The 18,119-nt window shown below is 66.8% G+C and carries 18 protein-coding genes; 17 read left to right on the top strand and 1 reads right to left on the bottom strand.

Going from position 1 to position 18,119, the window contains the following annotated elements:
• Positions 1 to 124: 124 nt before the first annotated feature.
• Positions 125 to 1,213, top strand: a complete 1,089-nt coding sequence (gene flhB, locus ASG43_RS17225; RefSeq protein ID WP_056507718.1) for a flagellar biosynthesis protein FlhB — start codon at positions 125 to 127, stop codon at positions 1,211 to 1,213.
• A gap of 225 nt (positions 1,214 to 1,438) precedes the next feature.
• Positions 1,439 to 1,882, top strand: coding sequence for a hypothetical protein (locus ASG43_RS17220; RefSeq protein ID WP_056507717.1), 444 nt, complete (start codon positions 1,439 to 1,441; stop codon positions 1,880 to 1,882).
• 131 nt (positions 1,883 to 2,013) lie between these two features.
• On the opposite strand, the gene ASG43_RS17215 is transcribed toward ASG43_RS17220, so the two are convergent.
• Positions 2,014 to 2,487 carry a chemotaxis protein CheW gene (locus ASG43_RS17215; protein ID WP_244488143.1) on the bottom strand — a complete coding sequence of 158 codons (474 nt, stop codon included), beginning with the start codon at positions 2,485 to 2,487 and terminating at the stop codon, positions 2,014 to 2,016.
• 176 nt (positions 2,488 to 2,663) lie between these two features.
• On the opposite strand from ASG43_RS17215, the gene flgB reads away from it, so the two are divergent.
• The 15 genes from flgB (at position 2,664) to ASG43_RS17140 (ending at position 18,113) form a co-directional block, all read left to right on the top strand.
• On the top strand, positions 2,664 to 3,044 hold the full coding sequence (gene flgB / locus ASG43_RS17210) for a flagellar basal body rod protein FlgB (RefSeq protein WP_056507899.1): 381 nt from the start codon (positions 2,664 to 2,666) through the stop codon (positions 3,042 to 3,044).
• A 5-nt stretch (positions 3,045 to 3,049) separates the two neighbouring features.
• Positions 3,050 to 3,466, top strand: a complete 417-nt coding sequence (gene flgC / locus ASG43_RS17205; RefSeq protein ID WP_056507716.1) for a flagellar basal body rod protein FlgC — start codon at positions 3,050 to 3,052, stop codon at positions 3,464 to 3,466.
• Between the two features lie 5 nt (positions 3,467 to 3,471).
• On the top strand, positions 3,472 to 3,795 hold the full coding sequence (locus tag ASG43_RS17200) for a flagellar hook-basal body complex protein FliE (protein ID WP_056507714.1): 324 nt from the start codon (positions 3,472 to 3,474) through the stop codon (positions 3,793 to 3,795).
• A 12-nt stretch (positions 3,796 to 3,807) separates the two neighbouring features.
• Positions 3,808 to 4,593: a flagellar basal-body rod protein FlgG gene (gene flgG, locus ASG43_RS17195; RefSeq protein ID WP_056507713.1), complete on the top strand. Its 786-nt coding sequence runs from the start codon at positions 3,808 to 3,810 to the stop codon at positions 4,591 to 4,593.
• Between the two features lie 211 nt (positions 4,594 to 4,804).
• A complete protein-coding gene (flgA, locus tag ASG43_RS17190; RefSeq protein WP_056507711.1) occupies positions 4,805 to 5,302 on the top strand; it encodes a flagellar basal body P-ring formation chaperone FlgA in 498 nt (165 codons plus the stop codon).
• Entirely contained in the window at positions 5,299 to 6,528 is a 1,230-nt protein-coding gene (flgI, locus tag ASG43_RS17185) for a flagellar basal body P-ring protein FlgI (protein ID WP_082491007.1), read from the top strand. The genes flgA and flgI overlap by 4 nt, the downstream gene beginning before the upstream one ends.
• A 1-nt stretch (position 6,529) precedes the next feature.
• Positions 6,530 to 7,159, top strand: coding sequence for a MotE family protein (locus ASG43_RS17180; RefSeq protein WP_056507708.1), 630 nt, complete (start codon positions 6,530 to 6,532; stop codon positions 7,157 to 7,159).
• Positions 7,156 to 7,872 carry a flagellar basal body L-ring protein FlgH gene (gene flgH / locus ASG43_RS17175; protein ID WP_056507706.1) on the top strand — a complete coding sequence of 239 codons (717 nt, stop codon included), beginning with the start codon at positions 7,156 to 7,158 and terminating at the stop codon, positions 7,870 to 7,872. Before ASG43_RS17180 ends, flgH begins: the two co-directional genes overlap by 4 nt.
• A 249-nt stretch (positions 7,873 to 8,121) precedes the next feature.
• On the top strand, positions 8,122 to 8,697 hold the full coding sequence (locus ASG43_RS17170) for a flagellar basal body-associated FliL family protein (RefSeq protein WP_056507705.1): 576 nt from the start codon (positions 8,122 to 8,124) through the stop codon (positions 8,695 to 8,697).
• Positions 8,694 to 9,512: a flagellar type III secretion system pore protein FliP gene (gene fliP / locus ASG43_RS17165; protein ID WP_056507703.1), complete on the top strand. Its 819-nt coding sequence runs from the start codon at positions 8,694 to 8,696 to the stop codon at positions 9,510 to 9,512. Before ASG43_RS17170 ends, fliP begins: the two co-directional genes overlap by 4 nt.
• 349 nt (positions 9,513 to 9,861) lie before the next feature.
• Positions 9,862 to 12,429 (top strand): flagellin, encoded by a 2,568-nt coding sequence (locus tag ASG43_RS23640; RefSeq protein ID WP_056507701.1) that lies wholly within the window; start codon positions 9,862 to 9,864, stop codon positions 12,427 to 12,429.
• Positions 12,430 to 12,679: 250 nt separating this feature from the next.
• Positions 12,680 to 14,365, top strand: a complete 1,686-nt coding sequence (gene fliF, locus ASG43_RS17155) for a flagellar basal-body MS-ring/collar protein FliF (RefSeq protein ID WP_056507699.1) — start codon at positions 12,680 to 12,682, stop codon at positions 14,363 to 14,365.
• 3 nt (positions 14,366 to 14,368) lie between these two features.
• Entirely contained in the window at positions 14,369 to 15,298 is a 930-nt protein-coding gene (locus tag ASG43_RS17150) for a hypothetical protein (RefSeq protein WP_056507698.1), read from the top strand.
• Positions 15,295 to 16,458, top strand: a complete 1,164-nt coding sequence (locus tag ASG43_RS23770; RefSeq protein WP_056507697.1) for a flagellar motor protein MotB — start codon at positions 15,295 to 15,297, stop codon at positions 16,456 to 16,458. The genes ASG43_RS17150 and ASG43_RS23770 overlap by 4 nt, the downstream gene beginning before the upstream one ends.
• Positions 16,455 to 18,113 carry a hypothetical protein gene (locus tag ASG43_RS17140; RefSeq protein ID WP_056507695.1) on the top strand — a complete coding sequence of 553 codons (1,659 nt, stop codon included), beginning with the start codon at positions 16,455 to 16,457 and terminating at the stop codon, positions 18,111 to 18,113. The genes ASG43_RS23770 and ASG43_RS17140 overlap by 4 nt, the downstream gene beginning before the upstream one ends.
• Positions 18,114 to 18,119 lie beyond the last annotated feature (6 nt).

Below are 18,119 nucleotides of genomic sequence, written 5' to 3'. Positions count from 1 at the left end.
TCCTCGTCTGCACGGCTCCGCGCAAGCCGCCGTGCGTAACGCTTCGTTGACGGTCCGGGACAAAGGCGTCGCCGCCTTTCCGGTCCCGAAGCGAACTCTTAAGGCGAGATAGGGCAGGGTCGAAGTGTCGGAGGCCGCAGACAAGGACTCAAGGACAGAGGAAGCCACCGAGAAGAAGATCCGCGACACGGTGGAGAAGGGCAGTCTGCCGTTCTCGCGTGAAGCACCGATCCTCGGCTCTCTCCTCGCGTCCATGGCCTTTGTCGGGTTTCAGGCGCGGGGCATCACGGGCGAACTGCTGACGAGCCTGAAGGCCACGTTCGAGAACCCTGTCCAGTGGAACATTGAGAATGGCGTCGACGCCCTGCAGTTTCTCCGCATGGTCGGCCTCGACTGCGCCCGCTTCGTGCTGCCGGCCACGAGCTTCTTCGTCGTCGCCGGCATCCTCGCCTCCGTTCTCCAGAACCCGCCGCAGATCAATCTGGAGCGCATTCGCCCCAAATGGTCGAACGTCTCGCCCGTCTCGGGCTGGAGCCGTCTGTTCGGCGTCAAGGGCTTCACCGAGTTCGGCAAGGCGATCTTCAAGTTCGGCGCGGTCATCGTCATCGTCAGCTCGCTGCTGTCCAGCCGCCTGCACACCGCGGTGAACACGATGTTCACCGATCCCGCCCAACTGCCCGAGACCCTTCTGACGCTGGCCATGCAGCTTCTGTCGGCGGTTTCGATCGCGACGCTCGTCCTCGTGGCTGCCGATCTTCTCTTCTCCCGCATCCACTGGAAGCGCGACCTGCGCATGTCCAAGCAGGAGATCAAGGACGAGATGAAGCAGGCCGAGGGCGATCCGATGGTCAAGGCGCGCCAGCGCCAGATCGCCCGCGAGCGCACCAAGAAGCGCATGATGGCCGAAGTCCCGAAGGCGACCCTCGTCATCGCCAACCCGACCCACTACGCGATCGCCCTGCGATATTCGCGCGAGGAGGGCGGCGCCCCGGTGGTCGTCGCCAAGGGCGTCGACCTCATCGCGCTGAAAATTCGCGAAATCGCCGAAGCCAACGACGTTCCCGTCATCGAAGACAAGCTGCTGGCAAGGTCGATGTACGATCATGTTGAAATCGAGCAGATGATCCCCTCGCAGTTCTTCAAGGCTGTCGCGGAGCTCATCTACTTCCTGCAGTCGAAGTCCTCTTCGAGAGGATCTGCAGGCGCCGCCTGACCCGACGACGACGGTCTGCCGCCCGAGGATGCGGGGGTGTGAAGGCAGACGTCGAGACGACCGTGCACGTCGCCCGCGCGCACGGACCCCGGCCAGCGGCCTCGCGGCTGAACTCGGGGAAGAGGGCATTGCCGCGAACCCCGAAGTTCGCGGTTTCATCAAAGCCCCGCAGTCGAGGTGCGCCTCCGGGACTTACGTCGCATTCGCATCCGTTGGACGGTGTCTATGGGTTCTCACTTCATGCTGAACGTCCGCAACAAGCACACGGCCGAACGCGAGAGACTCCTCGCCGAAGGCATTTCGGAGGTGGTTGCGGAGCTTCGGCTTGTGGAGCCGGCGGACTACGTCGCTTTCCTCCGGCTCGATCGCTTCGGCAACATCGCCGACATCGTCCAGTCCTCGGCCCAACTCTTCCTGAAGGTCGGAACGCTGCGCTTCGCCAACGAGGGGGAGGCGATCCTGCTCTGGGGCGGGCCTGCGACCATCGATCTCGCCATGGAGTTCAGCCATGCCGGCGTGACGGTCCACTTCCGCCTCAGCCTCACGGCGACCCAGGCTGCCGTCTCCATCACCTATCTCGCCTATCCCGAAGGTGCCGGCGATCCCGACGCCGAGACCGAAGCGCTGCGCGAGGCGATCGCAAAGGCCCGGCTGTCGCGACGCGTCTGATCGGGCGGCCGGTCCGCCCGCCGCGCACGAGCCGCTTCACCAGCCAGCACACACGAAAAGGTCCGGACATCGGTATCGATGTCCGGACCTTTTCGTGTGTGGCGGGGCGGTCGGGGAGCCGGGTGGCGCCGTCAGGCGGCCTGCAGCTGCGAGCATGGCAGGATCGCCTCGAGAGACACGATCCCGACGATGCGTCCGTCGATCATGACCATGCCGCCGAGGCAATCGCTGGCCTGGCTGTCGCCGACATCGGGCGTCGGCTGGATCATGTCGTCCGACACCATGATGATGTCGCAGACCGCATCCGCGAGGAGGCCGACCAGGCGGCCGTGGAATTCCACGACGACGACGACGGAGGAGGGGCTCGGATCGGAGCCGCCCAGACCGAGCTGCTCGGCCATGTCGATCACCGGAACGATCGTCCCGCGCAGGTTGATCATCCCGACGACGGACGGGGGGGAATGCGGCATCGGAGTCGACGTCATCCAGCCGCGGATTTCGCGGATCTGCATGATGTCGATCATGAATTCCTGGATGCCGACACGCACCGACAGGAACTCGCTTCCGCGCGGCGTCTGACTGGCCGTCATCATGCCCTGCGCCATTCTGCTTCTCCTCGACGGTCCAACGTCCTGTCCGGCACGATGACATCCGTTCCCTTAAGTAAGCGTTTCCGACGCGATGCAGAGTGTCGGCTTTTTGCGGGCCGGACGCCGGCAAGCTTCGGACAAGTGCTTGACCTTAAACAAGCAGTATCAAGACACGCCGAATGGGGAATCCCTTGGACCAGGTCTATCTCTTCGGACTAGCCTCCCGCCGCGCGGAGTGGCTGTCCAACCGCCAGGTCGTCGTTTCCGAGAACATCGCGAACGTCAACACGCCGGGATTCAGAGCCAAGGACATCGAGGACTTCTCCGAAGCCATGGAGACGACGCGTCTCGCCATGGCCGGGAGCAGCCCCTTGCACCTGTCCGACGTCAGCGGGCGGGCCGTCGCGGTCGACGAGGTCGACGAGGGCACCTGGGGCACGGTTCATTCCGGCAACTCGGTCAGCCTGGAGCAGGAGATGCTGAAGGCCGGCGAAATCTCCCGCGATTTCGCGCTCGACACATCCGTGGTGAAAGCCTTCCACCGCTTCCTCCTCACCGCCACGAAGGGCTGAGCGCGATGTCCGATCCGATCCTCTCCTCGCTCAAGATCGCCGCGAGCGGCCTCGAGGCGCAGTCGAACCGTCTCCGGATCGTCTCCGAGAACGTCGCCAACATCCGCTCCACCGGCAAGACCGCCGGCGCCGATCCCTATCGTCGGCAGACCGTCACCTTCGCGAGCGAGCTCGACCGCATCAGCGGCGCCGACCTCGTCAAGATCGGCAAGTACGGCACCGATGGTTCCGAGTTCCTGACCGAGCACGATCCGGGCAATCCGGCGGCCGATGCCAACGGTTACGTCAAGATGCCGAACGTCAACATGCTCGTCGAAATGGCGGACATGCGCGAGGCCAACCGGTCCTACGAAGCCAATCTCAACGTCATCAAGCAATCGCGCGAGCTGATTTCGATGACCATCGATCTCCTCAGGAGCTGACGATCATGATCCCCGCCATCGGCTCCGGTCTTCCCGGCCTCCAGACGTCCGGCATCTCCGCCACGCAAGGGGCGGGCGCCGCGGCCTTCTCCGGCGCGCCGGCCGCCGCCTCGCAGGACTTCGCCTCCGTCATGAAGGAGGTCGCGGGCGATGCGATCAACACGATGAAGTCGGCCGAACAGATGTCCATCCAGGGCGTCCAGGGCAACGCCTCCACCCAGGCCGTCGTCGAGGCCGTGATGTCGGCCGAGCGCACGCTCCAGACCGCCGTTACCATCCGGGACAAGGTGGTTACCGCCTATCTCGAACTTTCCCGCATGGCGATTTAAGGACCCATTCCGATGAGAGCTCTCGCCATCGCCGCCACCGGCATGAACGCGCAGCAGACCAATGTCGAGGTGATCGCGAACAACATCGCGAACATCAACACGACGGGCTTCAAGCGTGCCCGCGCCGAATTCACCGATCTTCTCTACCAGGTCGAGCGCATGCAGGGCGTTCCGACGCGCGGCGGCGAGGACGTGGTTCCGGAGGGCGCGCAGCTCGGCCTCGGTGTTCGCACCGCCGCTATCCGCACGACGCACATCCAGGGCACGCTCGACCAGACCGGCAACACGTTCGACCTCGCCATCAACGGCAACGGTTATTTCCAGATCCAGGGTCCGGGCGGCGACACGCTCTACACCCGCGACGGCGCCTTCAACACCAACGGTCAGGGCCAGCTCGTCACGCTCGACGGGTTCCTCGTCGATCCCGAGATCACGATTCCCGAGAACACGATCAAGACGACGATCAGCGCGTCCGGCGAGGTCTACGCCACGCAGCAGGGCCAGGACCCGCAGCTGCTCGGACAGTTGACGCTCGTCAACTTCGCCAACGAGCCGGGCCTCGAAGCGCAGGGCGGCAATCTCTTCAAGGAGACGACGGCGTCCGGCGGTCCCGTGGCGGGCGTTCCCGGCGATCCCGGCTTCGGCGTGATCCACCAGGGCTACCTCGAAGGTTCCAACGTCGATCCCGTCAAGGAAATCTCCGAGCTGATCTCGGCGCAGCGCGCCTACGAGATGAACTCCAAGGTCATCCAGGCCGCCGACGAGATGTCGGGCGTCGTGTCCAAGGGCATCCGCTAAGCACGGGCGGGACACCGCGACCGCACGGCGGTCCGGCGCCCCGCGATCGTCGCATCGCAGGTCCGGCCCATCCGGCCGGGCGAGGGCGCGGCAGACCCTCTCGATCGGATCCGCACCGTTCGACGGCGACCTTCGTCCCATCCGGCCGACGCGGCCGGCGGCGCTCGGCGCCCTTCACATCCACATCAAGCGTCAGGGAAGGCGACCCGCCATGGAATGGGCCTCGAAATGGGAACGGACGGTCGTCACCCTCTACGCGCTCGGTCTCTTCGTCGTCGCGCTCGTGCTGCTTGCGATCCCGGTCCGCGCCTTCGCGGCCGAGATCGAGCTGCCGGTCCCCAGCGTCGTGATCTATCCCGGCCAGAACATTCTCGATCGCGGCGTCACGTCCGTCCGCTTCAAGGTGCCCGGCAACAAGCTCGCCGCCTATGTCGTGGAAACCGACATGCTGACGGACATGCTGGCCAAGCGCACGCTGCTTCCCAACAAGCCGATCATGCTGTCGGACCTCAAGTCGCCCGACCTCGTGCGCTCGGGCGTGCCGACGCCGATTGTCTACCGCGAGCCCGGCGTCTTCATCACCGCCGTCGGCCTGCCGCTCGCATCGGCGGCCGAGGGCGAGACGGTGCGCGTTCGCAACGCCGACAGCGGCGTCACCATCTCCGGCGTCGTCGCCAAGGATGGCTCCATCGAGGTCCTCGCTCCATGATCCGGCTCCTTCAGCGCCTTGCTCTCACGCTCGCCATCGCCGGCCAGGTCACGGCGGCGGGGCAGGGCATCGCCGGGGCGGCCGACTACGACGCGGTCGACACCGGCATCGCGATGGAAGCCGGCATCGGGGCGCGCGAGTCGTTCCGGCCGCAGCGCCCCGGCCTCGACGCGCTGCGCACCGGCGGCGTGCGCATCAAGGACATCACGACGATCAAGGGCGTGCGCGACAACCAGCTCGTCGGCTACGGCCTCGTCATCGGCCTTCAGGGCAGCGGCGACAGCTTGCGCAACTCGCCCTTCACCGAGCAGTCGCTGCAGTCGATGCTCGACCGGATGGGCGTCAACGTGCGCTCCAACAATCCCCGCACCAAGAACGTCGCGGCGGTCGTCGTGACCGCGGATCTCCCGCCCTTCATCGGAACGGGTTCGCGCATCGACGTGTCCGTGTCCTCGCTCGGCGATGCCCAGTCGCTGATGGGCGGCACGCTCGTCATGACTCCCCTCTACGGCCCGGACGGCGAGATCTACGCGGTGGCGCAGGGTTCGCTCGCCGTCACCGGCTTCACCAGCCAGGGCGAGAGCGAGTCTCTCACGCAGGGCGTGCCGACCTCCGGCCGCATCGCCGGCGGCGCGATCATCGAGCGCGAAGTCAAGCGCGCCGACGTCGAGACCGACCAGATCACGATGGAACTGCGCAACCCCGACTATCGCACCGCGATCCGCATCGTCGACGCGATCAATGCCTTCGCCGGTCCCAAATACGGCAAGCCCGTCGCCCGCGAGAACGATCTTCGCACGATCTCGCTGACGCGTCCGATCAAGGTTTCCTCGACGCGCTTCATCGCCGATCTCGGCGATCTCACGATCAAGCCGGAACAGTCGGCCAAGGTGGTGATCGACGAGCGCACCGGAACGGTCGTGATCGGCAACGACGTGCAGATCTCGACGGTCGCCGTCACCCACGGCAACCTGACGGTGCGGATCACGGAAATGCCGCAGGTCTCGCAGCCCGAGCCCTTCTCGGACGGCCAGACCGTCGTCACCTCCAACACCACCGTGGACGCGCAGCAGGAAGGCGGGAACTTCGCCTATGTCGCCGGCGCCAATCTCGACACCGTCGTTCGGGGCCTCAATCGGCTCGGGCTGAAGCCGACCGGGATCATCGCGATCCTCCAGGCGATCAAAACCTCCGGTGCCCTTCAGGCCGATCTCGTGGTGCAGTGACATGACCGAAAAGACCGCATCCCTGAAGATCCGTCGTCTCCTCCTCGTCGGAGCCTTCGCGCTCCTCGCTCCCGCCACGACGCTCGCGGAGGGCTCCAAGGCCAACCAGCCGGGCAAGGTGGAAAAGCCGGTGGACACCGGACCCAAGCAGGTCCGCGTCATCGGCGAGGACGGCAAGCCCGTGGTGCCGGACGTGCCCGAGCAGAGCGATGTCGAGCGCTACTGCTCGGCCATCGCCGACCCCGCCAAGGACCAGCGCCTGGCCCTCCAGACCGAACGGCTGAAGCAGCTCGAAGCCGAGGTCGACGCCAAGATCGACGCGCTGGAGGCCAAGCGGCAGGAATACCAGAGCTGGCTCGAGCAGCGGCAGGCGTTCCTGGACTCCACCAGCGCCATCATGGTCGACATCTACGCCAAGATGAAGCCGGACGCCGCCGCGGCCCAGCTCGCCTCGATCGACCGCGAGATGGCGGCTTCGGTCCTCACCAAGCTGAAGTCGCGAACCGCGAGCGGCATCCTGTCCGAAATGCCGCCCGGCGTCGCCTCGGAGCTCGCCGCGCTGATCGTCAAGAAGACCAGCAAGGACGGCGACGTCGCGACGACGGCGGCCAAGCCTGGAGCCAAATCGTGAAGCGTCTCGCATCCCTTTCCGTCGTCGCCGCGCTCGCCGTATCGGGCTGCACGACGACGCGCCCCGATCTCAACACCGAACCGGCCCTCTCGGCGCCGGGCGCCGGGCTCCAGCAATACGCGCCCTATGTCGAGCCCGTGAGCTTTCCAATGACGCGCACGCCCCCGCGGCGCGCCAATTCGCTCTGGACCGACTCGACCGCCGACTTCTTCCGCGACACGCGCGCCCTCAATGTCGGCGACATCGTCACGGTGAAGATCGAAATCCAGGACAAGGCCGAGCTCGACAACAACTCCAAGCGCTCGCGCGATTCCGGGGTCAATGTCGGTCTCGACTTCGACGGCGCCCTCAACGACGTGTCGCTCGGCACATTGGGTGGCAAGCTCGGTCTTACCGGTGGTACCAAGGCGACCGGCAAGGGGACGGTGGACCGGTCCGAGAAGATCAACCTCTCGGTCGCCGCGCTCGTGACGCAGGTGCTTCCCAACGGCAACATCTTCATTTCCGGCCAGCAGGAGGTCCGCGTCAACTACGAGGTTCGCGTGCTCCAGATCGCCGGCGTCATCCGGCCCGGCGACATCCTGCCGAACAACACGATCTCCTACGACAAGATCGCCGAAGCGCGCATCTCCTACGGCGGTCGCGGCCGCCTGACCGAGCTGCAGCAGCCCGGCTGGGGCCAGCAGGTCCTCGACCGCGCGCTGCCCTACTGACCCGTCCGGCTTCGGCCGGAACGAGACGATCGACGACCGGACGGCGCGGGGAGCACTTCCCGCGCCGTTTCTCGTTCCGAAGACCGGCATTCTGCCGGCGGCCGCAAAGGATGAAGGATCGGTTAACGCGCGCAAGGCTCGCGATAGGGTCGCGGCGTAATCCGGATCGGGTTGGACGGCCATGACGGCCTGTTTTTGGGACGCGCTCGACGAGCGACGTTCCATCCTTCCCATGAGGGGACGAGATCCATGTCCGATGTCAGCGCCGATGCTCTGGCCGCCATTGCCGCCGAAGCGGAAAGCGGGCCGAAATCGTCCAAGGGCAAGATGGTGCCGACCATCGCGGCGGTCGCGGTCCTGACCCTCGTCGCCATCGCCGGCGGGGCCGGTGTCGGCATGCTGATCGGCGCGGCCAAGCCCGACCCGGCGCCGACGCCGGACGAGACCGCCGCAGCCGCCGCGACCGAAGGCGCGGAAACGGCGGCGGAGACCGCCACGGCCGACGAGAAGGTCGACGGGGGCACCGAGGCCGACCCGATCATGCTCGTCAAGCTCCTGCCGGTCATGACCAACATCGCGACGCCGCCGAAGACGTTGATCCGCATCGAGGCCTCGATCGTCCTCCATGCCAAGGACGTCGAGAACGTCGACGTCCTCGCCGCGCAGATCCAGGCCGATACGATGACCTTCCTGCGCACGGTCGATCTCGCCCAGATCGAGGGCGCGCGCGGGCTTCTGCATCTGCGCGAGGACCTCAAGGAGCGCGCGCGCCTGCGCTCGCCCGCCATCACCGACTACCTCATCCAGTCGATGGTCGCGCAATGAGGCGCAGCCATCTCCGCCTCGGATGGGTCGCCGGCTCGCTGGCGATCCTCCTCGCGGGCGCTGCGCCGGCGCTGGCCCAGGACGCCAACACGCTCCTCCAGGACAGCGGCCTGTCCTCCCTGATCCCCGCGGGCGACGCCTCGATCTCCGGCCGCGTCATCCAGCTCTTCGGCCTCGTCACGGTCCTGTCCATCGCGCCGGGCCTCCTCGTCATGATCACGTCCTTCACGCGCATCGTGGTGGCGCTGTCGATCATGCGCTCCGGGCTCGGCCTGCAGTCGACGCCGGCCAACCTGATCCTCATCTCGCTGTCGTTGTTCATGACCTTCCACGTGATGTCGCCGACCTTCGACCAGGCCTGGAGCCAGGGCCTGAAGCCGCTGCTGGACAACGAGATCAACGAGCAGCAGGCGTTCGAGCGCATCTCCGACCCGTTCCGCGACTTCATGATGAAGCAGGTGCGCCCGCAGGACCTCGCCCTCTTCGACGATCTCAACGAGGCCCATCGCCGCGACCGGGTCGAGCCGGTGCGCGAGGCCGCGCTCCCCGGGGCCCAGACCGCGCCGGTTCTCGTGGACCTGCGCGTCCTCATTCCGGCCTTCATGATCTCCGAACTGCGCAGAGGATTCGAGATCGGCTTCCTGATCGTCCTGCCCTTCCTCGTCATCGACCTCATCGTCGCGACGCTGACCATGTCCATGGGCATGATGATGCTGCCCCCGACCGTGATCTCGCTGCCCTTCAAGATCCTGTTCTTCGTCCTCATCGACGGCTGGAACATGCTGACGGGATCGCTGGTGCGCTCCTTCTTCTAGCGACGGCCGATCGTCTGCCGACGGACGACCGAAGACGCCTCTTTGCAGGCCGGCATCCCCTCACATCGGGATGTCGGCCTTTTGCTTGATCCCGGATAGGAAAGATTACCTTCGAGTAAACGGAAGGTTAAGGCGCCGACGCATCCTTGGTCCCGCCGATGTCAAAAAAGGAGCATGCCGTCTCAACGCGGGGCGTTTTTTCACACCGCGTTAAGGGTGGCCGCCTAGTTTGAACCCATAGCGAATGGGTCGCCGGCACAAATGAAGCCCGACCTTAGGCATGATGCCGCGCCGCTATGCTGGCCCGATCCAGCCTGTCCCAACGTATTGATTTTACGGGACTAAACCCATGACGTCCGTCAACACGAATGCCTCGGCCACCACCGCTCTGCGCACCCTGCAGCAGACGAACAAGGCCCTCGACACCACGCAGAACCGCATCTCGACCGGTCTGAAGATCGGCGAAGCCAAGGACAATGCGGCCTACTGGGCGATCTCCACGACGCTGAAGTCCGACAACAAGTCGCTCTCGACCGTCAAGGACGCGCTCGGCCTCGGCGCCGCGACCGTCGACACCGCCTATCAGGGCCTCAACAAGGCCAAGGAAGTTCTCGACCAGATCAAGTCGAAGCTCACCTCCGCCACGCAGGACGGCCTCGACCGCAACGTCATCCAGGACGAAGTCAAGGCGCTCCAGGACCAGCTGAAGTCGATCGCCACGTCCTCGATCTTCTCCGGCGAGAACTGGCTCTCGGTCGACTCCTCCGTCGCCGGCTACAATTCCGGCAAGGAAATCGTTGCTTCTTTCTCGCGTGATGCGAAGGGCGCAGTGTCCATCGGCACGGTCGCCGTCGACACGACGACGATCAAGCTCTACGATTCCAGCACGACGGCCAACGGCATCCTCGACGGCGGCAAGGCCCTGAAGGCTGCCGACGGCACCGCGCTGACCGTCGGCGGCACCGATGCCACGGGCAGCGCCCCGTCACTTCAGAGCCTCACTGCGACAAGCGCGACGGCGGGTATCGTCACTGCGGGTCCCGTCGCCGCGACGAACACGTTCGGCACGATCAATCGGACCAATCTCCAGGTCAATGACCGCATCACGTTCAATCTTTCGCTGAACGGCGCGGCCGTCGTTCCGGTCAAGGTGACCGTCGACGCCACGGCGAAATCCTCCGATGCCAACTTCGTGGCCGCCATCAACACGGGTCTCGGCAACGCCGGCGTCACCGGCCTCTCCGCGACGGATGTCGGCGGCGTCATCACCTTGACGACGACGGCGACCGGCAGCGGCGCCTCGATCAACGTCACCAACGTCGCAGCCTTGGACGGCGATGGCGTCGCCATCGTGCAGTCGACGGCCACCGGCGGACTTCTTGGCACCTCGCTGACCACGGGTGGAGCCGCGACACCGTCGCGTATCACCTTCGCGCCGGCAGCCCCTGCCGACACGCCCGACGCCAACGACTATATCGAGTTCGACTTCCGCTACGGTAGTGAGACCTACCGTGGTCGTATGACAGGTCCGGCGACGCACGGAACGGTTGCAACCTATGCGTCTGAACTCGACGCCGCTGTCCGCGCCGCTCTCAACGTCAACACGGGTACGGCCTTCAACGCCTCGGCCGGTTCAGCCGACGTCACCATCACGGTCGATCCCGACGTACCCGCCAACGTGCTCGTCCAGACCGTCGGCAAGGGTGCCGACAAGCTGGTGAGCTTCCAGAACATCAACAGCTACAAGGTCACGGGAACAACTGTCGGCGTCGGAACCGTTGGCGTCGCCAACGTCGAAAACTACAACACGGGCCTGATCGCCGGAACCGCCGGCACGTCGACCGCCGCTGTTCTGACCGCCGGTGCATACGCTGCGGGCAGCTCGACCCTTGCCCAGGGCGACCGCATCACCTTCAACGCAACGCTGTCCACCGCGGGCGGCGGCACGAACGCTCCGATCGCGGTTTCGGTCAACACGACGGGCGTCACATCGCTGACGACCTTCCAGACCGCCGTTCAGAGCGCCTTGGACGTCGCGCTGGGCACGGGCAAGGTGATCGTCGGTCAGAACGGCGGCAACACCGCGCTGACCTTCACGACCGCCGCCAGCGGCGAGAACGTCGCCTTCGGCATCAGCGGCGTCCTCGGCGTCGATGGCGACGGCGCGACGGCGGCCAATGGCGGTCTCACCGCCGGAACGGCGACGGGTACCGCCGCCACGACGGCCGCCGCCGCCTTCACGCAGACGAACTCCACGTTCACCGGACCGATGACGTTCGACGATCAGGATACGGTCACCTTTGACGTCGCCGTCGATGGCGGCACGGCCAAGAAGGTCACGATCAACAAGGCGATCATCAGCACGGCTCTCACCACGACGGATGGCGTCGTCTCCTCCGCCGCGAACTATGCGACGGTGATCAACACCGCCTTCACTGCTGCGGGCGTGACCGGACTGACCGCGTCGGATTCGAGCGGTTTCATCAAGATCGCCAAGTCTACCCCGGGCACCGGCACGGTCGCCGTGAGCAACGCGGTCGCCTCTTCGGGCGGCGACACGATCTCGGTCGACACGATCAACATCAGCGATACCGCACTGACGACCGCCGGCGTCACGACGGCCGCGCAGCGCAAGGCCGTTCTCTCGGCTTACATCACGGTGGTCAACGAGGCGATCAACTCGATCACGACGGCGGCCGCCAAGCTCGGTGCGGTCGCAAGCCGGATCGAACTGCAGAACTCCTTTGTGGACACGCTGATGGACACGATCGACAAGGGCGTCGGCAACCTCGTCGATGCCGATCTGAGCGAGGAGTCGACCCGTCTCCAGGCTCTGCAGACCAAGCAGCAGCTCGGCGTCCAGGCGCTCTCGATCGCCAACTCCGGCACCCAGAACATCCTCCGGCTTTTCCAGTAAGCCGCTCGGAACCTGAACAAAATACGGGTCGCGTCACTTAGAACTCATCGTTCCCAGCGGCATCGACACCTCTAGCGCCCCCCGAGCTTCACGGTTCGGGGGGCGTTTTCGTTCGGGCGACGCATCACATTCCGCTTCGGTCCGAGCTATTAACCCGGCCTTAAAGCTCCATCACGTCCGCACAAGCTTCAAAGGCGAGATTGTCCCTGCAACGCATCGGTTCGCGGTAGGCAGGCGGCAATCCATGGCAATGATCGGTGGCGCGCAAGCGCAACAAATCCTCGACAACCTCTCCGCGCTTGGAGCCAAGAAGCTCGGCGCGATGGCGATCATCGGACTGCTCGTGATCGCGGTGGTCGGCCTCGGCGCCTATTATCTCAGTCGGCCGGACATGGAGGTCCTCTACACCGGCCTCGACCGCCAGGACGTCAGCCGCATCGGCGCGGAACTGACGGAGGCGGGGATCTCCTTCGACATCAACGCCGCCGGCGACAGCGTGTCGACGCCCTTCTCGCAGACCGCCGGGGCCCGCATGCTGCTGGCCGAGAAGGGTCTGCCCCGCTCGGAGAATGCCGGCTACGAACTCTTCGACCAGATGGGCTCGATGGGCCTCACCTCGTTCATGCAGGAGGTGACGCGCGTTCGGGCCCTCGAAGGCGAGATCGCCCGCACGATCCAGACCCTGAAGGACGTTCGCGCCGCCCGCGTCCACATCGTCCTGCCCGAAGCCGGCTCCTTCCGGCGTGAAACGCAGAAGCCCTCCGCCAGCGTCGTGATCCGCACCGACGGCGCGGAGGATTTCGGCTCCGCCCAGGCCATCCGCCATCTCGTCGCCTCCGCCATTCCCGGCATGGACGTCGACGAGGTCACCGTCCTCAACACCGACGGCACGCTTCTCGCCTCCGGCGACGACTCGACCTCGGCCGCGCCCTCCAAGCTTCTCGGGATCGAAGGCATCGTCTCGCGCAGCGTCGAGGACTCGATCCGCCAGACCCTCGCCCCCTATCTCGGCATCGCCAACTTCCAGTCGAGCGTCACCGCGCGGCTCGACACCGACCGCAAGAGCATCAACGCCCGCACCTTCGATCCCGACGTGCGCGTCGAGCGCTCCACCCGCACAGTCCGCGAGACGGGCCAGTCCTCGGACAAGGCCGGCGCCCCGCCCGCGACCGTCGACCAGAATGTGCCGGAAGCGGCCGCCGCAGGCGGTGCGGACGCCGGCAACCAGTCCTCGGAGGCCAAGGAGCGCCGCGAGGAGCTGACCAACTACGAGATCAACGAGACGACCACGCAGACGATCAGCGACGGCTACGACGTCAAGAAGCTCTCCGTCGCCGTCGTGGTGAACCGCAAGCGCCTCGCCGAGACGATCGGGGAGGGGGCGACGCCCGAGCAGGTCGCCACCGCTCTCGCCGAGATCAAGGCGCTCGTCATCTCCGCCTCCGGCTACACCGAAGGCCGCGGCGACCAGATCGAGGTCACCGCCGTCGACTTCGCCTCCAACGGCGAGACGCTGGAGCCGGTGGAGCCGATGGGTGTCGGCGAGATGCTGATGCGCCAGTCCGGCACGCTCATCAACGCGCTCACCATCCTCGTCGTCGCCGTTCTCCTCATCTGGTTCGGCCTGAAGCCCGCCATCCGCGCCATCGCGGCTCCGACCGCGGCGGCAGCCGGCGCCGAAGGCGGCTCCATCGAGCTCCAGAATGCCGGCCTCGGCGAATTCGACGGCGCCATGGGCGGCATGCTCGGCAACGACATGACCGGCGGCATGGCGGCCATGGGCGGCTACGGCGGCATGGATGCCGATCTTCTCGAGGACCTCACCCGCAGCCAGGCGAACTCGCCGCAGGCCCGCCTCGAGAAGCTCATCGATTTCGACGAGGCCCAGGCGGCCTCGATCCTGAAGCACTGGATTCACCAGAAAGAGGCGGCCTGATCCATGATCCCTCTCGCGCAGTACTTCGCCGCCACCGGTGGCGACGACTTCACCCCGATGGCCGCCGCGCCGACCCGCAAGCCCGCGCCCCGCCCGGCAGCCCCCATTCAGCGTCCCGCCCTTCCGGTCGTGCAGAGCACGGCGCCGCGGGCGACGCGCCCGGCGGCGCCCGCCCGTCCCGCCGGATCGTCCGGCACCTCGTCGATGCGCGAGGCCGAAGGCGTCACGCTTCTGACGAACGGCTCGGCCGGCGCCGTGCGTCCGTCCAAGCCCTCCGTCCAGACGTCCCGTCCGGTCGAGACCGTCTCGCCCCGCGTCATGACCGAACCGCGCATCGCGCTTCGCATCGTCGAGGCCGAGCGCGCCGCCTGGGCCGCCGAGCGCGAGGCCCATGCCGAAGCCCTGGCCGAGGCGGTTGCCGCCGCTCGCGAGGACGGCATCGAAATCGGCCGCCGGCTCGGCTCGGATGCGACAGAGGCCTCCCTCGGAGCCCGCCTGGAGGCGGTCCGCGCCGAACTCGCCGATACCCACGCGCAGGCCCTTTCGACCTCTCGCGCGGCCTGGACGACCGAGCAGGGCGATCGGCTCGCCGATCTCATGGTGCTCCAGATGGCGATCCTGGAGGAAACGATCAAAGTCAGTCTGTCCAGCGTCCTGCGTCCGCTCGCCCTCGACGCGCGGCGTCGCCAGACGCTGGAGGAACTCGTCGGAGCGGTGAAGACGATCGCGCTCGACGGCGCGGCGTACAAGATTTCCGCCACGGGTCCGAAGGATCTCCTCGTCGATCTGAAGGCCAAGCTCGGCGATCACGCCAAGCTCCTGTCCTTCGAAGCCGACGAGACCCAGCCCGACCTGCGCATCGATGCCGACAACACCGTCATCGAATCGCGCCTGTCGTCCTGGCAGCTCGCCCTGGAAGAGGCTCTCTCGTGAGTTCCACCAGCCCCGCGGCCCCGCTGCCGCCGTCCATCATCATCGTCAAGCGCGGCGGCGACGGCGAGGACGGTCATCACGGCGGCGCCTGGAAGATCGCCTTCGCCGACTTCATGACGGCCATGATGGCCTTCTTCCTCGTGATGTGGCTGACGAGCGTCTCCGACGACGCCTCCAAGAAGCAGATCGCGCAATACTTCAATCCGATCAAGCTCAACGCCTCGACGCCCCAGACCATGGGCCTCGATCCCGGCGAGCCCGTGCCCCAGGCGCCGAGCTCCAGCACGACGCCGGGCGCGGTGCCGGACGCACCGCCGTCCGAGGCGAAATCCGTCAGCGGCGGTGCGACCGGCGGTACCGAGGAATCGTTGTTCCGCGATCCCTATGCCGTGCTCGCGGAAATCGCGGCCGAAGGCGGTGTCGGCAAGGATAACGCGGGCGAAAAGGGTGTTCCCGACGGGTCCGGCCTGCCCGGCCTGAACGGCGGCGAGGCCTATCGCGATCCCTTCGATCCCTCGTCTTGGCAGCTCCAGCCGAACGTGGCCAAATCCGACGCGACCTCGACCATGCAGCCGTCGGAGCTCTCCGACAAGGGCGAGCCGGTCCAGGCTTTCGCCAAGACGGTGGTCGAGGCTCCGGTCAAGCCGGCCGGTCCGGTCGAGGCCGAGACGCCCGCGAAGACCGACATGTCCGCGGCCGACGCCGCGTCCAAGGATGCGGCCTCGATCGAGGCCGCCATCAAGGCTGCGGCACCGGGCTCGGCGGACGGCGTGAAGGTCTCGGCGGGCGAGGGCGGCGTCACCATCCAGCTCGCCGACAGTCTGACCTCCGGCATGTTCCAGATCGGATCGGCCAAGCCGACGCCGGAAGCGATCAAGCTCGTCGAGACGATCGCCAAGCTCCTCGAGGCGCGCAAGGGTGAGATCGTGATCCGGGGCCACACGGACGCGCGGCCCTATTCCGGACCCGACTACGACAATTGGCGGTTGTCGACGGCGCGCGCCCACATGGCCTACTACATGCTGGTGCGCGGCGGTCTCGACGAGAATCGTGTCGATGCCATCGAAGGCTATGGCGATCGCCAGCTGAAGGATGCCGCCGATCCGTTCAGCGCCGTCAACCGCCGCATCGAGATCCTGCTGCGAGAGCCCGCCGCATGAGATCCTGGCTCGGCCTCTCCGTTTCGGTGCTGGCTCTGGCCGGCGCCGCGGCAACGGCACGCGGTCAGGAGATCGCGCGGCCGGAAGCCGATCGCTTCTCGACCGAGGTCCTGCTGGCGCCGCTTTCCTTCAAGGCGCCGAATTCGCCCTCGCTTTCGCTCGGCGTCACCCGCATCGAGGATGCCGCGCGCCTCGGTCTCGACGCCATCGTCACGGGCCAGATCGCCAAGCCGGCACCGACCGGGTCGGCGGACAGCCACCGCCCGTCGGCCGACGCCCTCGCCGCCGCTCCCGCAGAGGGCGCGGCGGGTCATGGCGAAGCGGCGGCAGCGCCGGTTTCTCTGCCGGCCGCTCCGATCCTCGGCGAGCCGGCGGCCGAGACGGCGACGGCACGGCCCGGGGAACCCGAGGCCGAGACGCCCGAGATCGTGCCCGAGCACGAGGCGATGCCCGCCTCGGCTGAAGGCGGGGCCCCGCACGACGCATCCGCCGAACCCGCCGGCGGGGCCGCGCCGCCGCCCCCGGCAGCCGAGGGCGCTCTGGGCGAGGCCGCTCCCGTCTTCGCGGCGGAGCGCGGACCCGCGCCCTACGACATCATCCGCACGATCCAGTTTCTCCAGGACCAGGTCGCACGCGGCAATGGCCGCGCCATTCGCGTCCAGTCGGCCTTGCTCAGACGCTTCGGCCCCGTCTTTCTGGCCGCCGACCGCACCGTCTGGGCCGACGAGCGCAACCAGCGCGCCGCCGTGCTCTTCGTCCTCAGCGGCGGACCGCCGGACGTCTTGCGTCGCCTCATGGAGACCGGAGACTTCGACGCCGAGCGCAAGGCGCTGCTGGACGGCGCCCTGGCCTATGTCCAGAACGACCTGGAGAAGGCCGGACGGCTTCTGGCGACCGTCGATCTCGACGGGATGGAGCCGGGTCTGGCGGCTCACCTTTATCTCGTGCTCGGTCAGATCCAGCAGATGAAGGACCCCGACAGCGCCGTTCGCAATCTCGATCAGGCCAGGCTCCTGGCGCCCGGTGGTCTCATCGAAGAGGCGGCCCTGCGCATGGAGGTCCTGATCGCGGAGGGACGGGGCGATGCACCGACCGCCGATCGGCTCGCCCGGCAGTATTTCGACCGCTACGCCCGGTCGTCCTATTCGGCGAACTTCGAGGCGCGGTTCGCCGCCGTCTACGCCGGACGCAAGAACGAGGATCCCGACGTGTCCGTGGCGACGATCCTCGACGTGACAGACCGCCTGCCGGCGGATTCGCGCCGCGGTCTCCTCCTGGCGGTCGCGCGACGTTCGCTGGTCGACGGCAAGCTGAAGCTCGCCGAACTCGCGTCCGATGCCGCGGGCGCGATCGACGGCATGCCCGCCGCCGAGAAGCAGCGGGCGGAGCTCTACGCCACGGCCGCGCGCCTCGGTAAGACCGTGACGCGGGACTCCGCGGCCTTGCTCGACGCCATCGACCGCGCCGAGCTGCATCCGGAGGATATCAAGCTGCTCGATGCCGCCCATTCGGTGGTCGCGGGGATCGAGCGGCCTCTGGATCCGCCCGAGGACGCCGGCGACGATGCGGACATGGCGAACGCGTCGCCGGTCTTCGAACGCGCGCAGAAATTGTTGGACGAGGTCCAGAGCGATCTCGGAAAGGTACAGAAGTGAAGATTT

Source organism: Aureimonas sp. Leaf454 (assembly GCF_001424685.1).
Taxonomy (GTDB): domain Bacteria; phylum Pseudomonadota; class Alphaproteobacteria; order Rhizobiales; family Rhizobiaceae; genus Plantimonas.
Note: the sequence above shows the minus strand (reverse complement) of the source record. Positions and strands in the feature narration are given on the sequence as shown.